This is a genomic window from Leptolyngbya sp. PL-A3 (genome assembly GCF_039962325.1).
Classification (GTDB): Bacteria; Cyanobacteriota; Cyanobacteriia; order Elainellales; family Elainellaceae; genus Vacuolonema.
This window is the reverse complement of the sequence record NZ_JAMPLB010000020.1, coordinates 1-24,749: the sequence shown is the minus strand read 5'-3', so window position 1 is coordinate 24,749 and position 24,749 is coordinate 1. Positions and strand designations below refer to the sequence as shown.

General features: G+C 51.5%; 22 protein-coding genes, 1 tRNA gene and 1 riboswitch. Of the genes, 11 read left to right on the top strand and 12 right to left on the bottom strand.

Translation table 11 applies throughout. The features are described 5' to 3' along the window. The first annotated feature begins 70 nt into the window (after positions 1 to 70). Complete coding sequence (locus tag NDI52_RS16460; protein ID WP_206754915.1) at positions 71 to 451, top strand: hypothetical protein; 381 nt, start codon at positions 71 to 73, stop codon at positions 449 to 451. Between the two features lie 385 nt (positions 452 to 836). On the opposite strand, the gene sat is transcribed toward NDI52_RS16460, so the two are convergent. After that, positions 837 to 2,015 carry a sulfate adenylyltransferase gene (gene sat, locus NDI52_RS16455; RefSeq protein ID WP_190770505.1) on the bottom strand — a complete coding sequence of 393 codons (1,179 nt, stop codon included), beginning with the start codon at positions 2,013 to 2,015 and terminating at the stop codon, positions 837 to 839. Between the two features lie 209 nt (positions 2,016 to 2,224). Then, positions 2,225 to 3,289 carry a tRNA 2-thiouridine(34) synthase MnmA gene (gene mnmA / locus NDI52_RS16450; RefSeq protein ID WP_190770504.1) on the bottom strand — a complete coding sequence of 355 codons (1,065 nt, stop codon included), beginning with the start codon at positions 3,287 to 3,289 and terminating at the stop codon, positions 2,225 to 2,227. Between the two features lie 432 nt (positions 3,290 to 3,721). Here mnmA and NDI52_RS16445 point away from each other — a divergent pair, with 432 nt between their 5' ends. Together NDI52_RS16445 and NDI52_RS16440 are read left to right on the top strand one after the other, a co-directional pair. Continuing rightward, a complete protein-coding gene (locus tag NDI52_RS16445) occupies positions 3,722 to 4,720 on the top strand; it encodes a CHAD domain-containing protein (protein WP_190789285.1) in 999 nt (332 codons plus the stop codon). Positions 4,721 to 5,139: 419 nt separating this feature from the next. After that, complete coding sequence (locus NDI52_RS16440) at positions 5,140 to 5,919, top strand: class III extradiol ring-cleavage dioxygenase (RefSeq protein ID WP_190773619.1); 780 nt, start codon at positions 5,140 to 5,142, stop codon at positions 5,917 to 5,919. A 75-nt stretch (positions 5,920 to 5,994) separates the two neighbouring features. Here NDI52_RS16440 and cysC read toward each other — a convergent pair whose 3' ends face one another. After that, positions 5,995 to 6,543 (bottom strand): adenylyl-sulfate kinase, encoded by a 549-nt coding sequence (gene cysC / locus NDI52_RS16435; RefSeq protein WP_190773626.1) that lies wholly within the window; start codon positions 6,541 to 6,543, stop codon positions 5,995 to 5,997. Between the two features lie 292 nt (positions 6,544 to 6,835). Continuing rightward, positions 6,836 to 6,999: riboswitch (cobalamin riboswitch) on the top strand. Positions 7,000 to 7,033: 34 nt separating this feature from the next. Between cysC and NDI52_RS16430 the strand changes: the two genes are divergently transcribed. Further along, a complete protein-coding gene (locus NDI52_RS16430; RefSeq protein ID WP_190773620.1) occupies positions 7,034 to 8,119 on the top strand; it encodes a sirohydrochlorin chelatase in 1,086 nt (361 codons plus the stop codon). 455 nt (positions 8,120 to 8,574) lie between these two features. Here the strand turns inward: NDI52_RS16430 and NDI52_RS16425 are convergent, their stop codons facing one another. The 7 genes from NDI52_RS16425 to NDI52_RS16395 form a co-directional block, all read right to left on the bottom strand. Further along, positions 8,575 to 8,853, bottom strand: a complete 279-nt coding sequence (locus tag NDI52_RS16425) for a hypothetical protein (RefSeq protein ID WP_190773621.1) — start codon at positions 8,851 to 8,853, stop codon at positions 8,575 to 8,577. A 5-nt stretch (positions 8,854 to 8,858) separates the two neighbouring features. Continuing rightward, entirely contained in the window at positions 8,859 to 9,506 is a 648-nt protein-coding gene (locus tag NDI52_RS16420; RefSeq protein WP_190789243.1) for a class I SAM-dependent methyltransferase, read from the bottom strand. A 56-nt stretch (positions 9,507 to 9,562) separates the two neighbouring features. Next, the gene (locus NDI52_RS16415; protein ID WP_190773623.1) at positions 9,563 to 10,051 is read right to left on the bottom strand and encodes a VOC family protein; all 489 of its coding nucleotides are present in this window, start codon (positions 10,049 to 10,051) and stop codon (positions 9,563 to 9,565) included. Next, positions 10,051 to 10,710 carry an HAD-IA family hydrolase gene (locus tag NDI52_RS16410; protein WP_190773624.1) on the bottom strand — a complete coding sequence of 220 codons (660 nt, stop codon included), beginning with the start codon at positions 10,708 to 10,710 and terminating at the stop codon, positions 10,051 to 10,053. The genes NDI52_RS16415 and NDI52_RS16410 overlap by 1 nt, the downstream gene beginning before the upstream one ends. Positions 10,711 to 11,090: 380 nt before the next feature. Next, a complete protein-coding gene (locus NDI52_RS16405; protein ID WP_190773625.1) occupies positions 11,091 to 12,290 on the bottom strand; it encodes an NAD(P)/FAD-dependent oxidoreductase in 1,200 nt (399 codons plus the stop codon). A gap of 270 nt (positions 12,291 to 12,560) precedes the next feature. Further along, positions 12,561 to 14,024 carry a phospholipase D-like domain-containing protein gene (locus NDI52_RS16400; protein WP_190789244.1) on the bottom strand — a complete coding sequence of 488 codons (1,464 nt, stop codon included), beginning with the start codon at positions 14,022 to 14,024 and terminating at the stop codon, positions 12,561 to 12,563. Between the two features lie 507 nt (positions 14,025 to 14,531). Continuing rightward, positions 14,532 to 15,257, bottom strand: coding sequence for a hypothetical protein (locus NDI52_RS16395; RefSeq protein ID WP_190772860.1), 726 nt, complete (start codon positions 15,255 to 15,257; stop codon positions 14,532 to 14,534). Between the two features lie 337 nt (positions 15,258 to 15,594). Here NDI52_RS16395 and NDI52_RS16390 point away from each other — a divergent pair, with 337 nt between their 5' ends. The 7 genes from NDI52_RS16390 (at position 15,595) to NDI52_RS16360 (ending at position 22,119) form a co-directional block, all read left to right on the top strand. After that, positions 15,595 to 16,113 carry a GNAT family N-acetyltransferase gene (locus NDI52_RS16390; RefSeq protein ID WP_190772861.1) on the top strand — a complete coding sequence of 173 codons (519 nt, stop codon included), beginning with the start codon at positions 15,595 to 15,597 and terminating at the stop codon, positions 16,111 to 16,113. A 367-nt stretch (positions 16,114 to 16,480) separates the two neighbouring features. Beyond that, positions 16,481 to 16,554, top strand: a tRNA-Pro gene (locus tag NDI52_RS16385). Positions 16,555 to 16,676: 122 nt separating this feature from the next. Then, positions 16,677 to 17,396 carry a hypothetical protein gene (locus NDI52_RS16380; protein ID WP_190772900.1) on the top strand — a complete coding sequence of 240 codons (720 nt, stop codon included), beginning with the start codon at positions 16,677 to 16,679 and terminating at the stop codon, positions 17,394 to 17,396. Positions 17,397 to 17,454: 58 nt separating this feature from the next. After that, positions 17,455 to 17,982, top strand: coding sequence for a hypothetical protein (locus tag NDI52_RS16375; protein WP_242035642.1), 528 nt, complete (start codon positions 17,455 to 17,457; stop codon positions 17,980 to 17,982). A 511-nt stretch (positions 17,983 to 18,493) separates the two neighbouring features. Continuing rightward, complete coding sequence (locus NDI52_RS16370) at positions 18,494 to 18,811, top strand: hypothetical protein (protein WP_190772907.1); 318 nt, start codon at positions 18,494 to 18,496, stop codon at positions 18,809 to 18,811. A 58-nt stretch (positions 18,812 to 18,869) separates the two neighbouring features. Then, positions 18,870 to 20,522, top strand: a complete 1,653-nt coding sequence (locus NDI52_RS16365; protein ID WP_348256467.1) for a sensor domain-containing diguanylate cyclase — start codon at positions 18,870 to 18,872, stop codon at positions 20,520 to 20,522. Between the two features lie 139 nt (positions 20,523 to 20,661). Next, on the top strand, positions 20,662 to 22,119 hold the full coding sequence (locus NDI52_RS16360) for a phosphoglucomutase/phosphomannomutase family protein (protein ID WP_190772902.1): 1,458 nt from the start codon (positions 20,662 to 20,664) through the stop codon (positions 22,117 to 22,119). Positions 22,120 to 22,220: 101 nt separating this feature from the next. Here NDI52_RS16360 and dmeF read toward each other — a convergent pair whose 3' ends face one another. Beyond that, positions 22,221 to 23,234 (bottom strand): CDF family Co(II)/Ni(II) efflux transporter DmeF, encoded by a 1,014-nt coding sequence (gene dmeF, locus NDI52_RS16355; protein ID WP_190772903.1) that lies wholly within the window; start codon positions 23,232 to 23,234, stop codon positions 22,221 to 22,223. A 454-nt stretch (positions 23,235 to 23,688) separates the two neighbouring features. Further along, complete coding sequence (hisA, locus tag NDI52_RS16350) at positions 23,689 to 24,462, bottom strand: 1-(5-phosphoribosyl)-5-[(5-phosphoribosylamino)methylideneamino]imidazole-4-carboxamide isomerase (RefSeq protein WP_190772904.1); 774 nt, start codon at positions 24,460 to 24,462, stop codon at positions 23,689 to 23,691. Positions 24,463 to 24,749 lie beyond the last annotated feature (287 nt).

Sequence of the window (24,749 nt, the reverse complement as noted above, 5' to 3'; positions counted from 1 at the left end):
CCAGGGAAGGTTGATAGACCGCAGGAAGCCTACTACCTTGCCTCAACCCTAACAGCGAGGTTCCGGCTATATGTTTCGAGTGATGCGTAACGATCAGGTGCGAAAGGGCTTGCAAGTTGTCATGGGGCTCTTCTTTGTTAGTTCTCTCGTATCAGCCATGCTACCAGCCTACCGAGGAGGGGTACCACAGGGAACCGCGTCAGCAACCGCAGAAGAATCCGTATCCCCTGAGCAGGAATTGCAAAATCAAGCCCGGGGCTATGAAATGGTTTTGGCCCGAGAGCCCCATAATCAAGTCGCCCTGGAAGGGTTAGTTCAGGCCCGGTTGAGGCTGAATGACCCTGCTAAAGCGATCGCGCCCCTCCAAACCCTGGTCAAACTTTATCCTTCCCGAGCCGACTACAAAGCTGAACTGAGTGCCGCTCAGCAGCAGTCCGCTAAGCAGCCTTAAAATATCCCTGCATCTGCCCCATCTACTTCTGCGAACCCATAACAGGCCACATACTCCTTTACACCGATGATCCCGGTGAAGGGGACGTTGCTCAATATAACCATGCAATACTGTTGGTGCTTCAGGAGCAGGGCTACCGCGTCACAGCGGCACAGTCCCAGCGAGCAACGCCCACTCCGCTCTACACCCGTCTGACCACAGCTGCATTTTGCCGGGGCAGGTGAGGGCGATTGCGGCCTGAACTCAAAAATAAACTGCCTGCTGAGCACGTAGCGCTATGAACATAAAAAATTGAACAGCGCGACAAAAGAGAAGGGTGAAAGCTTTGCTTTCACCCTTCTCAACGATGAGAGAGCTAACGCTCCTCATCGCATTTGATGGACACTTAGGCCTCAACAGGAATGCGCATTGCCCGAGCTAACTCCGCTGCCACCTCAGGACGGGAGAACTCTGGAGGCGGCAATTCGCCACGACGCAGCATTTCGCGCACCTTTGTACCCGAGAGGTGGATGCGCTCTTCAGGCAGGCTGGGGCTGGTCTTGGTCGTCGCCATCTGCTGCGTGCGCTTGCAGAAGAAAGCGTGCTCAAACTTCAACGGAGTAATGCCCAGCTCGCTAGGGGAGAACTCATCGAAGATGTACTGTGCGTCATAGGTGCCGTAGTAGTCGCCCACCCCGGCATGGTCACGTCCCACGATGAAGTGGGTGCAGCCATAGTTCTTACGAATCAGCGCGTGGAAGATCGCTTCACGGGGACCTGCATACCGCATTGCAGAGGGGTTGATCGCCAGAATCACGCGATCGCGCGGGAAGTAATGTTCCAGCATAATTTCATAGCAACGCATCCGTACATCGGCGGCGATGTCGTCACTCTTGGTGGCGCCCACCAGGGGATGCAGGAACAAGCCGTCTACGATTTCCAGAGCACACTTGATGATGTACTCGTGGGCACGGTGGATCGGGTTGCGGGTCTGGAAGCCCACTACAGTCTTCCAGTTCTTTTCACGGAAGAGCGCGCGGGACTCGATGGGGTCAATCTGGTAAGAGGGGAAGCGGGGGTCAGAATCCCGTTGCAGCAGCCAGACTGGACCAGCCAGGTTCACGGGGCCTTGACTGTAAACAACCGATACACCCGGATGCTTCTCTTCATTGGTGCGGTAGACATGGAGCGCTTCATGCATCTTGTCATAGGTGTACTTCTCCGTCAGTTGCAGTACACCGACAAACCGACCGGATGCATCATCCAGACGCACCAGATCACCCTCCTTCAGGGAGCCGGCCACATCTTCGCTCACGGAGAGCGTCACCGGGATAGCCCAAGGCAAACCATTAGCCAGGTGCATTTCGTTGACCACGCGTTCGTAGTCCGCTTTGCCCAGAAATCCGGTAAGGGGGCTGAACCCACCGATCGCAATCATCACTAAATCGGAGAAGGCGCGATCGTCAATTTGCACCCGAGGCAGAAAATCCGCCTTATCCAGAAATTCCTGCCGTTGCTCAGCAGTGCAAATGCGATTGATCAGTTCTCCCCCATGGGGAGCGATGCCATCGGTATGCAAACTCAAAGTGTGTCCCTCCAGAACAGCGCGAAAAACCTCACTCGTCCATCCTATTACGGAGTTGGGTAAATCTACTCAATCCCGATAGACAAAGGGCGATTTTTTTAAAAAGACCCTAACAGGACTTTCACATTCTTGTTGTGTGGTGTGCAAAGCACACCACACAACAAATCCTACCTAAAGAAAATGAGCGGAACAAAGGCCGCTCATTTCACTTACAAAGCTTCGGGAAAACGCTCGATTATACCGCCCCCCAGGACGCGATCGCCCTCGTACCAGACTGCTGCCTGTCCGGGAGTCACCCCAAATTGTGGGTCCTCAAATACAATCCGCACACGGTTATCCGCTAAAGGAAAGAGGGTCGCGGGTATAGCCTTCGTTCGGTAACGAACCTGAACCTCGACTGGGATAGGCGCTTCCGGTTGGGAAATCGAAACCCAGTTCACTCGCTGAACGGTGCATTCGGGAAAGTAGACAGCATCGCGATCGCCTACAATCACCTGATTTCGCCCCACATCCAAACCCACCACATAAAGCGGATTGGCGGCTGCAATCCCCAGCCCTTTACGCTGACCAATGGTGTAGTGGTGAATGCCAGTATGCCGCCCCAATACCCGACCCGTTTGATCGACAATGTCCCCTTCCTTAGGCGCCAAGAATTGGTCAAGGAACCCTTGCATAGAACCGTGAGTTTCCACAAGGCAAAGATCCTGGCTTTCCGGCTTCTCAGCAGTATGCAGACCAAACTCAGCAGCCATCTGACGAGTTTCGCTCTTGGTCTGGTCACCCAGGGGAAAGAGAACGTGGGCCAGAATCTCCTGGCTCAGATCGTACAGGAAGTAGGACTGGTCTTTGCCGGGGTCTACGGCTCGGCGCAGCTCATAGCGCCCACTCGTCGGGTTGTGGGTGATACGCGCGTAGTGGCCCGTGGCGATGCGATCGCACCCCAACTCCTCCCGAGCATATTGCAGCATCGGGCCAAACTTCACGGCCCGGTTGCATTGAGAGCAGGGCAGAGGCGTAATGCCCTCCCCATAACCGTTCACCAGATAATCCACGATATTTTTTTCAAACACATCGCGGCTATCGACGATGTGATGAGGAATGTCGAGTTCCTCACAGAGCCGCGCCGCATCTAGCATGCCATCCGAGCAGCACTGCCCCTTCCCCTTCATTAGCCAAAGGGTAACGCCCACGACGTCATAGCCATGACGGTGGAGGGTAGCAGCGGCAACCGAACTATCGACGCCTCCCGAGAGCCCAACAACGACCTTATCCATGGAAGGTAAGACTTTGCAAATAAAATCACTCTTTCCAGGCTAGCATTTGTCTCTGAAAATCAGGACTCAGAAATTAACAGTATTCACCGCAAATTGGGCTTCAAAGCCGAGAATTGGCTTCTTAAGGAAGCGAACTCTCGGCTTTGAAGCCCGAAAACCGTACTCTCCAATATGCCCTTAACCCCAACTCGGGTCCAAACACTCTAACCTCGTCAGTCCGGAGGATTTTAGGACGCGTAGAGAATAGTAATGTGAAAGTGTAAGATTTCCTCCTGAGTAATGACTTTTACAAATTACCCAACCTAAATTTCAAAGATATTTGAAAAGTTCTGAACGTCGTTGATTGGCTTTGCACTTCCCGCACGAAGAATGAATTATTCCAGCGCCCTCTGGGGTAGTCTTCTAAATTAAAGAATGGATGGTTTACCCACCATGAGCAAAAAATTGCCCAGACCAAAGATACCTTCTGAGACGACAGAGTCGAACGTCTCCAACACTTCTGAGGCAACTCCGAAAAAGAAGAACCAGCAAACACCACCTGATGAATCTTTAGCGTTAGGCCAGTACGCTGTAGAAATTCTGCAACAGGAATATAAGCAGCTCACCAAGCAAGAGAAATCCGTCTTAGCCGATAAAGATCCTGAACACTTGCACCAGATGCGAGTGAGTAGTCGACGTCTTTATACTGCACTACAAATTTTTGAAACGGCTATCGAGTTGCCCAAGGCAGCGAGTCCCAAGCGAGTTCGTACACTAACCCGCGTTCTGGGCCAACTGCGAGACCTTGACGTACAACTGCAAGCCCTCAGCGAGGAGTATCTGGTCCAATTGGACAGCGCTGAGCAGAAGCAGTTGACGCCCACGCTAGAACGCCTAAAACAGAAGCGGAAAAAGGCATTGGCAGGTACACGAGATACCCTATCCCAGAGCCGCTACTGCGACTTAAAGACAGCTTTTGAAAGTTGGTTTGCCCAACCACGCTTTACCCTGCTGGGCAATCTACCGATCAAAACTATCCTGCCTGATCTACTCAGTCCGCTACTCTCTGAGTCACTGCTGCATCCGGCTTGGCTGATCGCGGCAGCAGACATCACGGAGGATAACGTTGTCGTTCTCCATGATTTACGAAAGTCTTGCAAGCATGTTCGCTATCAGGCCGAGTTCTTTGTCCCCTTTTACGGAGAAGCTTTCAAGTCGTGGATCAAAGATCTAAAAATTTTGCAGGATAATCTGGGGAGCTTGCAAGACATTGAGGTGCTCAAGCATTTACTGTATAAGCAGCAGATGGATCCGAGGCAAGTTCCACAACTCCAGCAGATCATTCAGGATAAGCAGGCAGCGCTGTTGTCGAAGTGGGACGTTTATCGGCAGCCTTACTTAAAGGCAGATTTTCGATATCAACTGCATCAAATGCTTTTGGCTCCGACTTGAAAGGAATAATCTGACAGAGAAACAGCTTTAGCAAACAGCTCTTTTCGGCTGAGCAGTTATTAAGCCTGGAGGACAGAAGTATAGTGCCCGACGCTAAGCGTCCTATGCTATGACACTACATACTCAGAACCAGGACGTTTATTTCTGAAAAGCCTCTGGCACGAAGCTTTTCAGAAATAAACGTCCTAACCTCATTGCGTAAGGCTATACCTTCAGTATCAACTTAGGAGATTTCCAGTAATGAAATTACCCCCAGAATGTTGGTGCTTTGCCCGCTTCGCGGGCAAAGCACCAACATTCTAGATAAATTCTTATGCAGAAACCTCCTTAAATACCGCGATAGTACGTGTTAGAATAATTGCAGATGAAATTATCTACCAGTATCTCTAGCTTATTTTTTGTGTTTGAGGTCGGATTTTATGCAACGTCTGCCGTCGCTCTTTATCTCCCACGGTGCGCCTGATCTGCCGATACGAACTGGGCCAACGCAAGATTTTTTGCGTCGTCTCGCGACAGAATTGCCCAGGCCAAAAGCCATTCTGGCGGTTTCTGCCCATTGGGAGACACCGTATCCGATGGTAAGTGCCGCGCCGCAGCCCAAAACAATTCATGACTTCAACGGCTTTCCAGAAGCGCTGTATCGGCTGCGCTACCCAGCCCCAGGTGCGCCTGAGCTGGCAAGACAGGTATCCCAACGCCTGGTGGATGCTGGATTTCAAGCTGATATTCACCCCTCTCGTGGTCTAGACCACGGGGCATGGAATCCGCTTTTGCTCGTTTATCCTGAAGCTGACATTCCTGTCACCCAGCTCTCCATTCAGCCCTACCTTGGCCCAGCCCATCACCTCCGAGTAGGACAAGTGCTGGCTCCATTGCGGGATGAAGGGGTTTTAATCTTCGCAAGTGGTGCGGTAACCCATAATTTGGGAGCATTGGATGGTCAGGACAATACATCCCCGGCAGATTGGGCTATGGTGTTCGATCGCTGGTTAGCAGAAGCGATCGCCCTCTCCTCTACGGAGCGGCTGTTGGATTATCGAGCGCTTGCCCCTCACGCTGCCTTAAGCCACCCGACAGACGAACATCTACTGCCTCTATTTGTGGCACTGGGAGCAGGCGGAGAACAGGCCAAAGGTCAGCAGATTCATCAGGGATACACCTATGGATCTCTGAGCATGGCAGCCTACGCTTTCAACTAACCTGTCTTTGCCTATTGAGCACAAAACGCCCCCATAGGGGTGTTTTGTGCTCAATAGGCAGAATGCGATTGGAGGTTAAACCGCTATCGAAGCTTCAGACAGATAACCGGCCTGTTGCAGATAGTCGAGAACTTTTGCCGTACTTTCCTCCAGGGTTTCCTGGTCAGTGTGGCACTCCACCTCGGGGTTTAGGGGTGCCTCATAAGGGTCATCAATACCCGTGAACTGCTTGATTTCCCCAGCTCTTGCCTTCTTGTAAAGCCCTTTGACATCCCGTTCTTCGCAAACTGACAGGGGGGCGTTGACATACACCTCAACAAAATCACCAATTTTCTGACGCACCTCTTCACGGGTGTTGCGATAGGGTGAAATCGCAGACACCAGCACAATTACCCCATTCCGGCTCAACAGATGGGCCACAAACCCGATACGGCGGATGTTTTCATCGCGGTCTTCCTTGCTAAAGCCTAGCCCTCGGGTCAAGTTCTGGCGCACAATATCGCCATCCAAAACCTCAACCTTGAGATGGCGATCGCGCAGTGCTTTCTCTACGGCCATCCGAATCGTGGTTTTTCCTGCACCACTCAATCCTGTAAACCAGACCGTTACACCACGCTGTTGCATCATTGTTTTCGCTCCTCGCCGACGGGTCAAGTTCAACCTCATATTCTAGAAGCCGATGCTCTCAGCGTCCAGAAGAGCCCGTCCGGTTGATTTTTTGGCCCATAGGGCCGTGCCAGCCAACCAAACAGACTATCGTTATTGCTTCGCACGACCCAACTGTTTGTCAGGAAGACTGTATCAAACTTCAGAAACCCAATTTTGCCGCCGCTCACAGCGGCAAAATTGGGTTTCTGAAGTTTGGTGGTATCAAGCGAAGAGTATGAGTCAAGCTATTTGGGCTAAGATAACGGGGCAAACGTGAACAGCCACAGGTGGGGAAAGGTCGGTGCAAATCCGGCGCTGTGCCGCAGCTGTGATGGGATGATGAATGGAAAAACTGCCATAGTGATACCCACTGTCCTGGTTTTCATTTTCATTCCCTTAGCCAGAATGCCTGCCTGGAGCCTTTTCACTCTATATCCTGCGTTGCACAGGAGAGAGTCCTCGTTTTATGTCCCATTTGCTTTCAACGGTTACCCCTTCCTTGTCAGAAATTGATGTGGCGATTGATACGGCGATCGCTCTCCCCCCTCTTCCCGAAAATCGTCCCCTCCTGCTAGTAGGCCACGGTAGCCGCGATGAAGCGGGCCGCCAGGGCTTGCTCGATTTTGCCGCTGCTTACCAACAGTTGGACACCTCTCGCCCCATTATTCCGTGCTTTTTAGAACTGACCGAGCCGTCAATTCAGCAGGGTGTGGATGAGTGCGTGAAGTTGGGGTACACCGATTTGTCGGTGCTGCCGGTGTTGCTGTTTGCGGCCCGTCACAACAAGTTCGATATCACCAACGAGTTAGATCGCGCTCGGCAACAGCATCCACAGGTGAAGTTCCACTATGGGCGGCACTTTGGTATCGCGCCGGGCATTTTGGATTTGTGGCGATCGCGCCTCGAAGAACTCGATAAGCCCGAATGGAACCCTCAGGGTATTGCCCGGGAAGACACCGTTTTGCTATTCGTCGGTCGTGGAGCTAGCGACCCCGATGCCAACGGCGACGTATACAAAATGGCTCGCGTTCTCTGGGAAGGCAGCGGCTATAACACCGTTGAGGTCTGCTTCATTGGCATTACCCACCCGCGTCTGGAGGAAGGCTTCCGTCGAGCACGACTGTATCAGCCCAAACGCATCGTTGTTCTGCCGTACTTCTTGTTTACAGGTGTACTGGTGAAGAAAATCTACGACATCACCGCCCAACAGCAAACACAGTTCCCCGACATCCCAACGATTTGCCTCCCAGAAATGGGATTGCACCCTCACCTGTTCAGCATTCTACGGGAGCGAGAAATCGAAACCCAATTAGGACAGGTCGCCATGAACTGTGAGATGTGCAAGTTCCGCTTAGCGGCTGTAGAAGCAGGTCACAGCCACGGCCATAATCATGACCATGGACACAATCATGGGCATAGCCACGACCACGGCCATAGCCATGGACATAGTCATAACCATAGTCATAATCACGGCCATGACCATGGTGCTCCGGCACCAGATCCTTATGCTGAGCCAGCAAAGTACCATGAGCGAATCTGGCAAGTTCCTTAGTACCGAACTCCCGTCGTGAATTGTTGTGTGGCTGCGCCGCACAACAATTCATGCACTCAAAGACGATTGATGCATCCATCGTGAATTGTTGTCAGCAATTCTCAGTATGGGCATCAAAGCCAAGAGTTCACGCCCTACGGGCGTGAACTCTTGGCTTTGATGCCCGAAAACCGCGCGCCTTTGGCGCGCGGTTTTCGGGCCTGATTTCAAAATGAGAATTGCTGAATTGTTGTGTGGCCGTGTCACACAACAATTCACGTACTCAAAACTGATAGATGCAAGAGGCCTAATAAAATGGGCACGGCGTCAAGCACCGCGCCCATTTTATTAACTAACCTCAGTTCGGGTTAAGGGCTTTTTCGAGTGCCGCGCTTCGTGTGGCACTCGAAAAAGCCCATTATTGCGTGCGCGTCGCGCACGCAATAATGGGCGGTTCGGCTTATCCCGAACTGACGTTAACTAGAAGAACTAGGAATAGAATCGTCTTCTACGGCCTCAGCTTCTTCCATGGCTTCCTGAATAAAGAGGCGAACCAAACGGTTGTAGGTTCCGGCTCCAATGTATTGCGGGTACGTGTGGGAGAGGCTGTAAACCCAAATCAGATCCTCACCGTCATAGATGCGGACGTCATGCAGCAAACTGCGGCATTTGGGTTTGAGAGAGTTCGCCATTTCTAGCGCATCCGTCCAGCGCTGAAATTCCTGAGAAAAATTAGGGGTGATGACTTTGAACATAGGATTTAGCTCACCCGACGGGCTATCACAGCATAAAAAGGATCACCTCCTGGAATTCCAATCATTCGCAGGATTGAAGGCAGGGTGGACGGTTGGGCGATCGCCTCAATTTCCGCAAACCCTGGAATTGCAGCAAAGTAAGACTGCACCAGTTGCACTCGTTCCGGCTCAGATGCCTCACGCCAGGCCTGAATCGCCTTCTCGTAAAACATCCGGTTCGAAAAACTGACGATAGCAATACCGCCAACCTTAAGAGTGCGATAGATCTCCGCAAACACGGCTTCGGGCCGTTGCAAATACTGCACTGAAACTGTAATCAGTACCGCATCAAAGGATTGATCAGGGAGCGGTAAAAGCTGTTGCTTATTTAAGTTTTGAGTGAAGTAGTGATCCAGTCGCGGATTGCGAGCCAGTTCCTCTGCATTGAGTCCATGGCCTTCCACATGAGCAAACTGGATCTCCTCAGGCAGATGAGAAACCCAACTGCTCATTAAGTCCAAAATACGAGTACCCGGTTGTAGGCGATCGCGATACAAATCCGTTAACTGTTGGATAAATCCTTCATCCACATGGGTAACGAACCGGGGGACGCTGTAGAACTGATCGTCGTCGTTCTCGTTAAGCTTCGTGCGCTGGGTAGGTTGTAAAAACATCCGAATAGTACCGATGCGGCTCTTACACACTTCAGTGTACGGAAAATTCCCCAAGCTTAGCCGATGTAAACCAGCTCAAGGCAGAGTCCGTCAGGATCTTTAAACAGGACTGCATAATACTCCCCCTGCTCGGGGGCAGAAACTACAGGGAAGCCTTCTGAAGGAGTCACAGAATCCTCAAAAGATTCCTTCCCCGCCGAGTCAGGCTCGGTAACGGCAGAGGTCTCTGGATGGAGTGCCCGTGCAGGAGCCTTAAGAACCGGGATACCTAACGTTTGTAAATGTTGGTAAAACGCATCCACCTGCTCACGGGAATCCGCATTAAAGGCTAGATGGTGGAGGGTAGAAAATACCTGGGTCGAAGACAGCTCAGGCAGAGCTGAAATCGTGATGGCTCCCGCTCGGGGTGACCACCACAGAGTAAACTCATCAGTCTGCGCGGTACGGCGATAGCCAAGTAACCCTAAAACCCGATCATAGAAAACCTCGGAGCGGGGGCGATCGCTCACCCGCAACGCCAGATGGGTCATCGCACCCAGTACCATTACGACTCCCGGCTTCGCTTCAACCAGAAGCCCCGCAACCCGGCTGCCCGTGCCCCCTGGTAGTCATCCTGAAAGCTATCGCCAATGTGCCAGGCTTCCTCAGGGGTGCAGTTGTGTTTTTGCAAGGCCATCTCAAACACGCGAGCATCGGGCTTGGCCACCCCAACTTCCGAGGAAATGGTGACCGACGTGAAAAAGCTTGACAGGCCCAGGGTCTCCATCACAGTGTGAATACGAGAGTCGAAATTAGAGACAACTCCCAGCTCCACGCCCTGATTAGCCCAATGGTTCAGGGTATTCAGGGTGTCGGGGTAGACAAACCAGGGCTCAGCACTGGCGAAGTGATCATAGAGGGCGCTGAAGAATGTGGGAAAGTCGGCAAATTGATTCAAAGCCCCCACCTTCTGAAAGGTTTCGGCAGCGATCGCCCACCACCATCCATACTCCCGCTCAGGAATATCTTCCGGAGCCGTACCTGGAAACGCCAGGGAGCCAGCCGATTCAAAACTGTCAAAAAAGGCTAGATTTAGAGCCTTTGGGTCTACCGTAACCCCAAACTGTTGAGCCAGTTGGCTATAGACTTCTCCAACACTTCCCTGAACCCCAAAAAGGGTGCCAACAGCATCGAAAAAGATCACTTTAGGTTTTTGAGCGGCCATGCCTGGTTACTGCTAAACGAACTGAAAAAACCGTGAGCGCCCCGGTAGAGGCAGCCGACCTATTGGAGAACGCGAAATTCTATACAAGGTATCTTATTAAACTCTATTGAGCTTGAAACGAGAGTTTTTTGGAAAAAAATTCAGTGAGTTTTTGTATACAAATTTAGAAGCGATGAGCTATGTGCTCACCCCTTCTTAAAAAAGAAGCTGTCCGTGTATTGTTAACCTAGTTCAAGGTCAGGGATTTCTGGAGGAGCGCGCTTTGTGCTCCCTCCAAAATGGGCACTTATAACAAGTAAGGCTAAATGCGATGATAAAAAGTGGTGGGGCGCTTTGCGCCGCACCACTTTTTATCATCGGCATCTAACCCGACATGGATATTAGCGGGTAGCAGAGAGAAAGTCCCGAAGAGGCTTTGAAATCCAGTTCAGCCCAACCTTCACCTGATGTTCAAAGGTAGGCATGCGATACAGATAAGCCAGCCGTCGCGCTACATAAGCCAAAGGGCCCTCTAGTTTGACTCCAAGCCCAGAAAGTGTCGCATTATCCGTGCCCAGCGAGATCATCTCACCGAGGTGCTGATACCGGAAAGGAAGAAGGGGGCGATCGCTCAACGAGGCCCACACATTCCACCCCGTGTAATCTGCCTCCTGAAAAGCAGCCTGAGCGGTGCCCGGCACCTGTTGCCCTTCGGCATCTCGGCACTCGGCAGAGTCTCCCAAGGCAAAAATTTCTGGGTGGTCCTCTACCTGCAAGGTTGGTGTCACAATCAACTGCCCCCGCTTGTTCTTCTTCAGGGGTAAGTCGTTTAATACCTCAGCGACCTTGGTGCCAACCGTCCACAACACCAGGTCAACGGGAATGGTATCGACCGCGCCTCTAAATTCCAGGGACAGACTATCAGCGGCGACATTGGTAATCTGGGTTTCGAGATCAATCCAGACGCCCAGTCGCTCTAATGCCTTCTGAGCGGTTTCTCGGTTAAATTCCGGCGACGTGCGAAGAATTTGGTCGCTCAACTCCACCAACCGTATGCGACCACGATCGCCCAGCCGCTCTGCCAGTTTACAGGCTAGCTCCACCCCACTGTACCCCGCTCCGGCAATCGCAATTCGGATGCGATCCTGATCCGAATCCTCTAAAAACCTGAGCCGCTCCTGCAAACGATAGGCATCCTCTACCGATCGGAAAGCAATCGCATGTTCTTCAACCCCTGGAGCCATGGCCATCGGCGTCTCACCTCCCAGGGCAAGAACCAGGCGATCGTAGGGCAACGGTGGTTGCTCCTCTAGAAAAACGGTGCGGCTTTCAATATCAATACCACTCACCTTTGCCTGTATAAAACGAATACCTGTGTTGTCTAACAACTCAGGAAAAGGTGGCGCAATCTCCCAGGTTTGCAGTTCTCCGCTCACCAGCTCATACAGTAGGGGTAGGAAGAGAAAGCGATCGCGCTGATCCACCAGCATAATTTCAGGCTTTTCACCCCCGCTCCAGGGCAACTGGCTGAGGCGCAGGGCTGTGTAGAGGCCGCCAAAACCACCCCCCAGAATACAGATGCGGGCTGGGCTCTGAGTCATAAACAGAATCCCCTCAAGGCTGAAGATAACGTTTTGCAAACTTCTTCAGCATAGCGAAGGAATGGAGAGAAAAGGCAGGAACCCAGGATAGTTTGAATCGTTGATTTTTGGATGCGCCGCGCACAGAAACAGGACTGAGGCATCTTGTTATGCGTGGTCTGCTTCACACACCACGCATAACAAGATGCCTCGGTCCCAAGAGAACAGGTGCCTTCACTTACAAAAGTGGGTTTCCCAATTTGCAAAAGTGGGAAACCCAAGAGAACTCGCTTAGTGCTGACATCTAGCCGTCTGTTCGTGAATTTTCTCCTGAATGTTCAGGGGAACACCCAGCGCTGCATCCCGATACAGCCGTTCAAATTCCCGCTCAAAGTGGGCTGCAACAGTGGCATTGTGGATCACCAGAACATTTTCATCATTGCTCTGGTTAGCCGATGCACTCCAGTTCTGAGAACCCGTAATCACCGTAGTACCATCGACCACAGCAAATTTGTGATGCAGCATATCGCCGTCCGGAAGATTAGGCGTGCCAACAGAGGCGATCGCCTCATTCCAGGGATGATTGCCCGCTTCAATACGGCAGCGATCATCCGGCAGCGCAACGCCCATCATATCCAACCCCTCACTATAGTTTCGGGAAAAGAAATTGGCATCGATCAAAGCTTGTACCGATACCCCCTCATGGTGACGGGCTTCTAACACATAGCTGAGATACTGGTCACTAAACACGAAGAGCGCGATATCAATTCGTTGCTGAGCCTGACTGAGCGTACGACCAATGAGTCCGTTGCCACTCACCCACCAATTTTGAGAGGGCGACGTTGGAGAAAACTGCACCGTAACGGTTGAGCCAGGGGCAAGTGTGACAGTCTGAGGACCACGGTAGGGTTTCTGTAACCCAAACTTGCTATCGGGTTCCTTCCCAACACCATCGCCCCACATAAGGGCAAATTCGCGGCTAAATGTTTGTGCTAGCTCCCGGTTTTCAATTCTCAGTAAGTGATTGGCATTGCCATGGGTATCGGGAGCTAAAAAGTCACCATGCATATCTGATGGGGTGAAATTAGCAGAACCCACCACAAGGGTATGCCCATCCACCACGACAAACTTGTCATGCATCAGAGCACTGCCCCGCGAACCATCGGCCCGGTCATCCAGAATTGGGATACCTGCTCGCTCTAAAATCACCAGCGCATCGTTTTGGGCAATTTCTTCCGGGGAAAGGTGCCCATCCCGATTTTGATCGATGATTTGGATGGCATCCTCGAAGCGATCGCGATCCCGTTCCTCCATTGCAACCGTCCCCTGAGACGCCATTTCACTGAGAGGTTGACGGTACGAGTTCTCAAGAATGATACGGACTCTTACACCCGCTTGCTGCCGTTCCCGGAGGGCGATCGCAATTCCGGGTAAGCGCAATTCCTGCACAGCCACGTCTACCGACTCATGAGCTGATTGGACAGCATCAATCACCACCTGCTCCAAGTTATCCCCCTGACGAGATTGATGGCGGTAAGGCTCGGTATAAAACGATGCTTCAGAGTGATTAAAGTATGCCTGGATATACGGATCCTGGGGGAGGGGTTGCAGTAAGGGCTCAGCATGGAGCGATCGCGCCCACCGTAGCCCCCAAAGGCTAGTCCCTGCGATCGTTAATCCAACCAACCCAATCCAGGAAAAGCGCCGCAAGCGCTGAGGGAGAGAGGGCGATCGCTCCCGAAGAAAAACAGCCATAGGTACAATGCCAAACCCTGAGGTCATGAATTCTGGCAGTTCTTCTGAGACCCTTGTCCACCTGCATAAAGCTTATTAACTTTCCAGTCTGGTAGGTACGAGAGACGGGCATGAGACGCCGTCTCACACCCATTGTCTCGTACCTACCAGACTGGAAAATGCTGTACGTCAAAGGGTTTAGAAGAACTACTCAGAGTACTGTGAGGTGCAACCATTGGAATTGAAAATGGGAGTCCCTCAAAAGAAACTCCCATTTCTAACCCCGCATGGGTCTAACTAAAACATGCCCAGAGCAAAGAGATAACTAACTATGCTGCATTAAAATATACTCAACATATTTCCAGCACCCCTTCAGCCCCTAGTAATTCAGCAAGTGGACTCTAAGGAGGTTTCTGCATAAGAATTTACCCAGAATGTTGGTGCTTTGCCCGCTTCGCGGGCAAAGCACCAACATTCTGGGGGGTAATTTCATTACTGGAAATCTCCTAAGCTTTTGCAGGGTACGAATTAAAACTGACGCCCCAGTAGACGCTGGCGAACACTCTCAGCAATTTTTTGCCCCAAATATTCTGGAATCAAATTTTCGTTCGGACCCAGCAAGTACAAGATCAACCGTGTCCGCCCTCGCCAAACCAACAAATTGGCATTGACTACCAGCAAATCTTCCTGCCAGATCGCGTACATCACCTTGTAAAAAAGACCTGGTTGGTTGTCAGCCTCAATGAGCAGAGCAGGAAGATGAAAGACTGGATCTACATAAAACTCCGTTTCAACCTGCTCTAAGCCTGCATCCAGGTTAAACTCGACCGCCAGCATTTCTTCCACTTCAAAACGGCCCGCCAGCGCCTCACGCACGGCCCGACAGACATTCTCAGCGGTCTTATCCGAGAGTACTTTGCCACCCCGCGACACCACCAACTTGATGAACACCAACATGGGTGGGTAAATTTGCCCATACAAGCTAAGGCTGTGGATGGTTAACCCATAGGCAGCTAGCACGCCGAAAATGTCACTGAGTAAAAAAGACTGATTCCGGTAGGCAAAATGCAGGGCGCTTTTGTTGCCTTCAGGCTTCAGTTCAATGACTGCTTGTTTCGTTTTGTAAAGATGATAGGCCAGTCGCAGATTTTGGAGCTGAATCTCGCTGCTCACAAACTGCTCATAGAACTGAGGAAACGCTCGGTTGAAGCGCTTCAACAGTTCCAACGTCGATGATTTTAAGCCCGAAGCCATAGTGGGGAGGAAACCTGGTCTGTCCGCCTGAGAAGAGGGAAGGTACCGAATATGTAAGTTAATTCTGACTAGAAAAGCTAACTTTACGACACCCTGTTCAAAATTACGAGATGAACTTTTAGGCTAACCTATAGTTTTGAGGTATAGCACTCCCCATCTGGATCTCCTTGGCTCTGATTTATATAGGGGCGATCGCCCTCCCAGGGTAACGCCGGTAGAGAAAGGAAAATGCCAGCAGCTTTTAGGATGGACTTCCGTCGTATCGCTCAAGCTGGGAAAGGGGGGATATACTAGCTAGTACCTCAGATACATCGTTCGTCGGGTTGGTGCTACTCGCATGGGTTTTTGGAAAAGCTTGTTTAGTACCTCAGAGACCGCCACCACCAGACCAGTACAGACTGAGGGGGCGGCCTCATCCAGTCTGGCGGCAGGGACAGGATCTCGCATCTTTTTTAGTACCGATCGCGACATCGACCTCTATGAGCTAGAGGAACTATGCGATGCCGTAGGTTGGTCACGGCGTCCTCTCCGGAAAGTTAAGAAAGCCATTCAGCACAGCTTTATGGTGCTCACGATGTGGGAGCAGAAGGGCACCCAGCGCCGTTTGATTGGGTTCTCGCGGGCCACTTCTGACCATGCATTTAATGCCACTATTTGGGATGTAGTGGTTCATCCTGACTTTCAGGGTAAGGGCCTTGGAAAAGCGCTCATGGCCCAACTCATCAAAAAATTACGGACTGAAGATATTAGCAACATCACGCTGTTCGCTGATCCCCATGTGGTGGACTTCTATCGGCAGCTAGGCTTTATGCCAGACCCCGAAGGAATTAAGGGAATGTTCTGGTATCCAGACTAGGATCGACATCCTAAATTTTAGGTGTGCTCAACACACCGGCCATTCTCATTTTGGAATTAAACCCGAAAACCGCTCGCTTTAGGCGAGCGGTTTTCGGGTTTGAAAGGCGAGATTCGTGCTGATTGGGCGCGACCTCTCGCCTTTCAAGTTCACAGCGAGAATTGCTATCAGCAGACAGCAATTCTCAGTATGGGCATCAAAGCCGAGAGTGCGCGCCCGTAGGGCGCCCACTCTCGGCTTTGATGCCCGAAAACTACTCGCCTTTGCGAGCGGTTTTCGGGCCTGATTTCAAAATGAGAATGGCTGATCAGCAGATATAAAATTTAGGGTCTTAGCAAAAACTGTGATAACCTAGAAAAGACTGCTACGGGATGTAGCGCAGCTTGGTAGCGCGCCTGCTTTGGGAGCAGGATGCCGCAGGTTCAAATCCTGTCATCCCGATTTATACCTGTACATAGTGATTGGGTGGGCACTGAGTGCTTACCCAATCATTGTTTCTAGGGAAGTTGGTGCGTTCTCTAAAATCGTCGTTATCCTTTTTGAAGTGAGTCGATGAGGTGTGTATGCAGCAGAAATATCGGTGGTGGATGATCCTTCTTAGCATGACGTTGATGGGATACGGTTGTGCAAGCAATACCCCCACGTCCACATCTCAGGTAGAACCCGCTTCACCCGATGCAGTCGTAAAGGTCGCCAAAAACGCTGAACCTGAATCTTCCCCCCCAGCAGGTGACCTTCCCGAAGAACTCTCGCCTTCCCAGGATGCACTCAAGCGATTGCCTCAAGTTAATGCTGGCCGGGCCAATCCCTTCGGGTCCATTCTTCCCGGTTCTGTTCCGGTTCGCCCCCGTACCTCATCAGCGATGAGTTCAACCTCGACTCCTATCCCGGTCCCTCCTACAATTTTGGAACCAACCGTTCCGGTAGCTACTGCACCGATCGCCCCTCTTCCCGCTCCTCTGCCTGCCCCCCAAGTTGCCGCAGCGCCCGTCACCTCTGTTCCTGTCCCCGCAGCAGCCCCGGCAGCGATCGCCCCGGCTCCGTCTCTACCCTCTCTCGCTGCGCAAATTCGCATTAGCGGCATTGTGCAGATTGGTAATCAGCTGAATGTGTTGGTGGAAGTACCCAATGGCGGCGGCTCACGACCTGTTCGAGTCGGAGAAGACATCATTACGGGGCGGGTTCGATTAGCCCGGGTTGATGTAGCCGCCAACCAAGAACCTCAGATTGTGTTAGAAGAAGGAGGAGTTGAGACGATCAAAACGGTTGATAGTGGTGTATAGAACACGGCGTGAGAGACATGTCTGACAAGATGAAATCCTTCTGCTCCCTGGAGGTGTCATGATGCCAGAATCTCAATCAAGCTCTCCCAAAAAGCGTACCGGAGCTTCCATCGATTTAGAAGCTCGTGCCCTGAGCTTTCAAGATACCTATTTGTGTCCTATTTGTCGTCACGGTTCAATTACAGGCTTGACGCTCATGGATGCGTTTGCCTGCGATTTTTGTCGGCATATTTTGACGGCTAATCTGCAAGAGCAAACCGTACAGGTTGTAGATACTCAGCCCATGACATGGCGCTGGAACGGGCGTCGGTGGTTGTCGGGAACGTTACAGAATGGCCAATTCACGGGTCTGATCTGGCTGGTTGGTATAGCTGTCGTGATACTACCGCCCACCCTGATTGGACTATCGGCTTACACATTTCCTCCTCTGCCCGGTAGCCGCTGGGCCTGGTTTCCGGTAGCTTGGGCCTGGACGACACTGGTCGTTCACTTACTTATGGTGAGTTGGTTAATCGCAGAGCATTATCAATTCTCGCCATACATTACTGGGAAAGTTTGGATACGGCATTGGCTCAGGCGACAATAGATTTTATTAATTTTCAGTTTGTCGCACCGAAACCCACGCAAGTTCTCAAGTTCGCTCATTTTTTACAGTAAAAGCCTTACTGAGAAATGAGTGCTTCAGACATAAATTAAGACTTATGCAAGTCACCCTATGCAGAGCATTCTTGGGGGGTGTGGCGTATTTTGAACACTACACCCCCCAAGAATGCTTAAATCCTGATAAAAATAAAAGCCAAAATGGGCGCTTGGGCTTTCCCGACTTGGGGTTAAGCTTAGTTGATGAGCCAGAAAGCTACCGTACAAGCCCTCTAGCCCATCAGGATGTAAAAGCTGTTGAACTACACAATTATCTTTCTAGAGGTCTTGTGTAGTCTGATAGCTACCAGATGCACGTCCGGTGTTCACATTGAATTTCACTGCCATAAGAAATTTCCCTTTCATCCAGAAACGAAGGTTAGGATGAAGGGAAATTCCTCAACCCTGGGCATCCTTGGGGTACGAATCCCTAAGTTCTGTAGAACCGAATTGATTCTATGACACTGGAATCCTGTCCCAAATGTAGTCACAAACTGGCACCACCACTCAAGTCTTCAGGTCGTCAAATCTGTATGAAATGTGGTTGGTCTGATCGCCCTCGGGGTGCTTCAGGTGCCAAACCTCCCACTAAGGTGCAACCTCGGGAGGATATTTCGCAAATGGAAATCAAAAAAATCCTGGCAGAGGCTACGGAAAAAGCCAAGCAAAATATGAAACCTCGCCGTCTTCAGGAGACGGATGAGGGACCATTAACTCCTGACTCAGCGCGATCGCCCTTAGAAGACTTGTTACGGCGCGATCGCTCCACGGATTAGCTCCGGGTATTAGGTGCAGTGCCTTTGTAGAATCGATGCTCCCAACGTCAGTTTATACATGGCGTTGGGACAATACTCGCTGACCGAAAACCTTTCAATGGCGGCTTCTATGTCCCCCTGGAATCGTGTGTCTGTTTACCCTCTCCCGACCTCAACAGACGGCTTGCTGGAGCCATTGCTACGAACAACTTTGCATGACCTGGCACAAACCTACCGAGCAGAGGTCGCCATATGGGTACGGCTAGAAGGGTTTCCCCATGAAATGCGAGTTTACCTTCTGGGGCAAAGTTGGCAGCTGGAAGAAGAAGCCCTGGCAGCTTCTGAAGATGGGATCCAAGGTGTAGCGCTTTCTAGCTATCCAGGGTGGCTTATGGACTTCGAGGATCATGCCCAGGTCAGTGAACTGAGTACCGGTGATTTGCTAGTACCGATGCTGTGTCCAGCCCTGCGGGGATTGGAGAGCGACGACGAAGTGGCTCCTCAAGCTTTGGTGCCATTGGTGCTGCAATTACGGCGAGTTCCGGCAGCAATCCCCGCTACCCCGTTGTTGACTCCTGAGCAAACTTTCGCGCCAGCGATCGCCCGCTGGTCGGAAGCCGAGGTGCAAGACCTGAAAGAATCCGTTCGAAATCTCGCTATTTGCTTTCAACAGGCTACATTACAGGAGCGGCTGGGCTGGTTACGCCAACAGTCAGCCCTGGTCGGGCGAATTACGCATCTGCTTAACTCATCGCTGAATCCTGATGTGGTGTTGCACCAGATCCTGGCGGAGTTGGGGCAGGGGTATGAAAGTGCTTGCTGCCTCATGCTTGACCTGCGTGACACGGCACAAGTAAGTCTGAGTGCTCATTGGGAAAATGGTGCAACCTCTTCTCCACCGGATCTCTCGCCTCTGACCCCCAAGCTTTGGGAGTCTTTGACCGAGCAATTTTTGCAGGATGGAGCCTCCTACGTAATTTTGCAAGCTGAGGATGCTGAGATAGAATCAGCCCTCTGCGAAACGTTGGAGGTACCTGCCCTATTACTGGTACCCGTATTTTTTAAAACAGAATTTTTTGGAGTATTGACGCTGGCCATGGAGGCCGAGCGCCCCTCCTTCCGCGTAGAAGAGTTGCAAACCCTGTATCAGGTCGCTGACCACGCTGCGATCGCCCTCAACCAGATTTTTAGCGTCCCTGATGTTACCCGTCAGGGCGATCGCCCTGACCCACTTAACGAATGGCGCGATGCCCTCACCCACTTGCCCAACCGGGATGCATTGGATCAGGAATTGATGCGCTTGAGCCATGCTACTCTCTGGCCGACTCAGGCCGACTTTAGCGTTTTACTGGCAGATATTGACTACTTCAAACTCATCAACGACAACTACGGCAATCACGCTGGGGATAAAGTGTTGCAAGCGTTAGGGCAACGGTTGCAAAAGCAACTGCGGCATGGAACTTTGATGTACCGCTACGACGGAGAAGAATTTTTGATTCTCCTCCGTCGTACTCCCCTCAACGCGGCAGCCGATGTAGCCGAGCGGCTACGAGCAACGGTGCAGCAACATCCCATTGAAACGTCTGCAGGGCTGGTGACTGTAACCGTAAGTTTTGGGGTGGCTCAGCGCGATCGCACCCGCGACTCAGATGCCTATGCCGTCGTGGAACGGGCCGAACAAGCGCTTCTGGAAGCCAAACGCCAGGGACGCAACCGGATAAAGGTCTTGTGAACGGGAAGTTTAACGAACAATCCGCACTAAAATGGCGGGAGAAATTTGAAACGACCTCAACACTGACCTCGTACCGCTCTGAATTTAGCCGTTCATCCAGATTTTACTGATATTTCCCTAACTCTGAGGCAGCTCCCCTATGGCAGGACCACTCTCTCCAGCATCCTTCGTCAATAAGCCCATCTCCTTCGGCACCGATGGTTGGCGTGGCATGATTGCGGCAGACTTTACCTTTGACCGGGTGATGCAGGTAGCCCCACGAGCGGCGATCGCCCTGCAACAAACCTATGGCGACCAGGTCACCAGTAAAACGGTGATTGTGGGCTATGACCGTCGTTTCCTATCGGTGGAGTTTGCCCAGATAGCAGCAGAGTCGATCCAGAAAGCCGGGTTTGATGTGTTGTTGTCAGAGTGCTTTGCACCCACCCCTGCGTTTAGCTGGGCCGCTAAACAGCAGAATGCCCTGGGAGCAATCGTTATCACTGCCAGCCATAACCCCGCTGCATACTCGGGTCTAAAGATTAAGGGATACTTCGGTGGTTCGGTGCCCCCCGAAGTGACCAAAACCGTGGAGGCAATGCTCACCCAAGAACTTCCCCAAACCGAAGCTGGAACCCTCACCACCTTTAACCCCTGGACAAGCTATTGCGAAGCTTTGCGGGGCAAGGTGAACCTGGACATGATTCAGAAGGCAATCGCCTCCGGGCAACTGGTCGTGTTCGCGGACGTCATGCATGGGGCTGCGGCTACAGGCCTAGAGCAGATTTTAGGAATTCCGGTTCGGGAAATTAATGGTGAGGCTGACCCACTATTTGGAGGGGGTGCGCCGGAACCGTTACCCCGTTACCTGCCCGATTTGTTGCATCAGATTAAGACGTATCAGCGTCAGGGCAACGAGCAGGTCGTTGGGCTGGTGTTTGATGGAGACAGCGATCGCATTGCGGCCGTCGATGGTCAAGGCAACTTCCTCAGCTCCCAGATCCTCATTCCCGTGTTGATTCAACATCTGGCTACCCATCGCGGTTTTACGGGAGAAATTGTTAAAACCATCAGTGGCTCAAACCTGATTCCAGAAGTGGCAAAACTTCATGGTTTGGAGCTTTACCAAACACCCGTAGGCTACAAGTACATTGCCGACCGCATGCTGGAGTCGAAGGTGTTCCTGGGTGGGGAAGAGTCGGGTGGCATTGGTTACGGCAACCACATTCCCGAACGGGATGCACTGCTCTCAGCGCTGTATGTGTTAGAAGCTGTCGTCCAGGCTGGAAGAGACTTGAGCGATCAGTATGCTGACTTGCAAGCCAAGACAGGCTTTGATGCTAGCTATGACCGCATTGACCTGCCGCTGGCCAATATGGAGGCGCGCGATCGCGTTCTCACAGAACTCAAAACCAATCCTCCCACCACTGTTGCAGGCCATGCCGTAACTGATTGCCTGGATATCGATGGTTACAAGTTTCAACTGGCGGATCAAAGCTGGCTGTTAATTCGCTTCAGTGGCACTGAGCCCGTGTTGCGCCTTTATTCAGAGGCCCCCACCATGGAGCGAGTGCAGGAGAACCTGGCATGGGCCAAGAATTGGGCACTGGCACTATAAGCGACTGAACCCCGGTATATGTTGTCAAAATGCTGCTGCCGCACGACAGCAGCATTTGTTTTTGGGCCTTTAGGGCAGTTTTCCAACTCATGACAGTCAATCTAAAAATTCTGAGGTACATACATATCTCTACAAGATTCTGCCTGGCATGCATTCACTTCAATCAGAACATGCGCTAGGGAAGGAATATGCTTGAGCCGGCTCTTATAATGCTCCGGGGGATGAGGGGTATGGGTTACGAGGGAAATGGTAGCCGCTAGGTGGTGAGGGCTCAGGTTCCAAACATGCAGATCAACAACTTGGTTGTCGGCCTCGTCTTCAATGGCGGTCACGATCGCCAATCGGGTTTGTTTATCAATACCGCCATCCAACAGAATAACGCTAGTTTCACGCACCAATCCGTAGGCCCAGCGGCCAATGACAGCAGCCCCAACAAAACCCATAACAGCATCTAACCAGACCCATCCCAAGAACTTGCCTGCACACAGAGCAACAATAGCGAGCACAGATGTTAAAGCGTCTGCCAAAACATGCACATAGGCCGCTTGTAGGTTGTGATCTTTGGGATGGTTGTGAGCATGATAGCTATGGTCATGATGGTCATGGTCATGATGGTCATCATGCTCGTGAGCATGGTGGCCAGGGTAATGGTCATGGCCGTGGTGATCCTGAAGCAGCAATGCACTGGCGAGATTGACGATTAAACCAATAATCGCGACATAAATAGCTTCCGTGAATTGAATCCTTTCGGGATGAAAAAGACGGCCTGCCGACTCAATAGCCATGAGAAATACCACGACTCCCAGGGCGATCGCACTGGTAAACCCGCCTAACACTCCGACTTTTCCTGTCCCAAAGGTAAAAGCCGGATTGTTAGCATGGCGACGTGCGTATTGATAGGCAAAGACGGTAATTCCAAAAGCTGCCACATGGGTTGCCATGTGCCACCCATCTGCTAGCAATGCCATGGAGCCAAAAATGCTTCCGGCAATAACTTCCGCAACCATCGTGATGGCCGTTAGCAGCAATACAATTTTGGTGTTGCGTTCGGCTTGCTGCCGATCAATTAAAAAATCGTGGGAATGTTGCCACTGCTCATGGCTATGGTTGTGCATAGAACTTTCTGAAAAAGAATTAAATTGGAGAGCTACTGCATAGCTTAACAAGTTTGCTCTCTATCCAAGAATTGATGATTTCAAATGTTCTCTGAAAAAACCAACTTGCCTATGGTTTAGGATGTCAAACCCTCCTTTCCAAAACCTCCTAAACCATCAATTCCGAAGCAATAAACTTAATATTTTTTTGGCGAACGAGCGAATTTGAAAATGATAATGATTCTACTTATTCCAGCATTTTAAAAAAGAACTATACTCCTTTCCAAACAGGTGAGGTACGAGAGATGGATGTGGAATAAAGTCCCGCATTCAGCTCTCGTATCTCACCGGAAAATCTGACGGATTAAGCTTTAAGGAGATTTCTAGAAAAGAACTTCCCCATTTTTTGGAAAGAGGACGCGGCTTCGCCGCGTCCTCTTTCCAAAAAATGGGGATATTGTTTTTCAGAAACCTCCTAAGCGATCGTTGATGAGCCAAAGTCGGGGGGTACATCTTGCCAGCGGCCCGGCCCTACTGCTCGTAGGGCATCCTTCAAGCTTAAGTCTTCTGTGTAAAGGGCTTTGCCAACGATCGCCCCTGTTACCCCTTGAGGTTCCAGCACCAGCAACTTCAGCAGATCGCGCGTGGAACTAATGCCACCCGAAGCAATCACCGGGATAGAAATTGCCTGAGCCAATTCTCTTAAGGCTTCGTGGTTTGGACCTTGCAGCGTACCATCCCGATGAATATCGGTGTAAATGATGGCTGCGGCTCCCAACTGTTCCATACGTTGCGCCAGTTCAACCGCCTCGACTTCCGAGGTCTCTAACCACCCTCGGGTTGCGACCTTTCCATTACGAGCATCAATGCCCACGATAATTTGGCCGGGAAATTCGCCACATAAATCGGCTACTAAATCGGGTTGCTCCACCGCTACTGTGCCCAAAATCGCCCAGCGTACACCCAGGCTCAGCACATCGGTAACAGAGGCGCGATCGCGCAACCCACCACCAACTTCTACAGGTACACTTACGGCTTGAGCGATCGCCTGAATTACCGCCTGGTTAACGGGATGTCCCGCTTTTGCCCCATCCAGATCCACCAGGTGCAGTCGAGTTGCTCCCTGCTCCACCCACTGCTGCGCCACCGCCACCGGGTCGTCATTAAACACCTGGGATTGAGCATAATCGCCCTGATACAACCGCACACAGCGGCCCTCTAGCAGGTCGATAGCGGGTATAACTTCCATAGGGTTCGGGTCTCCGAGACGAGAGTTAGCGTGACAACACAATCTTTCATCTTATAGACTTAGAGCCATTTTTGTTTTGTTAAACTGAGTCCGGTTTATAGGCGTTTTTGTGTGCTGCACGTTGCACAGCACACAAAAATGGTTATATCCCCTCAACCTAGCCTGGATAGGTCACTAGTGGGTCATCTGGCGTGAGTATTGCCATTTCAGGTGGAGCATTTCAGGCCACCAAGGACTGGGTTACAGCCCCAGACCCTCCTAATCGATGCTTAGGTCGTTTAGATCGC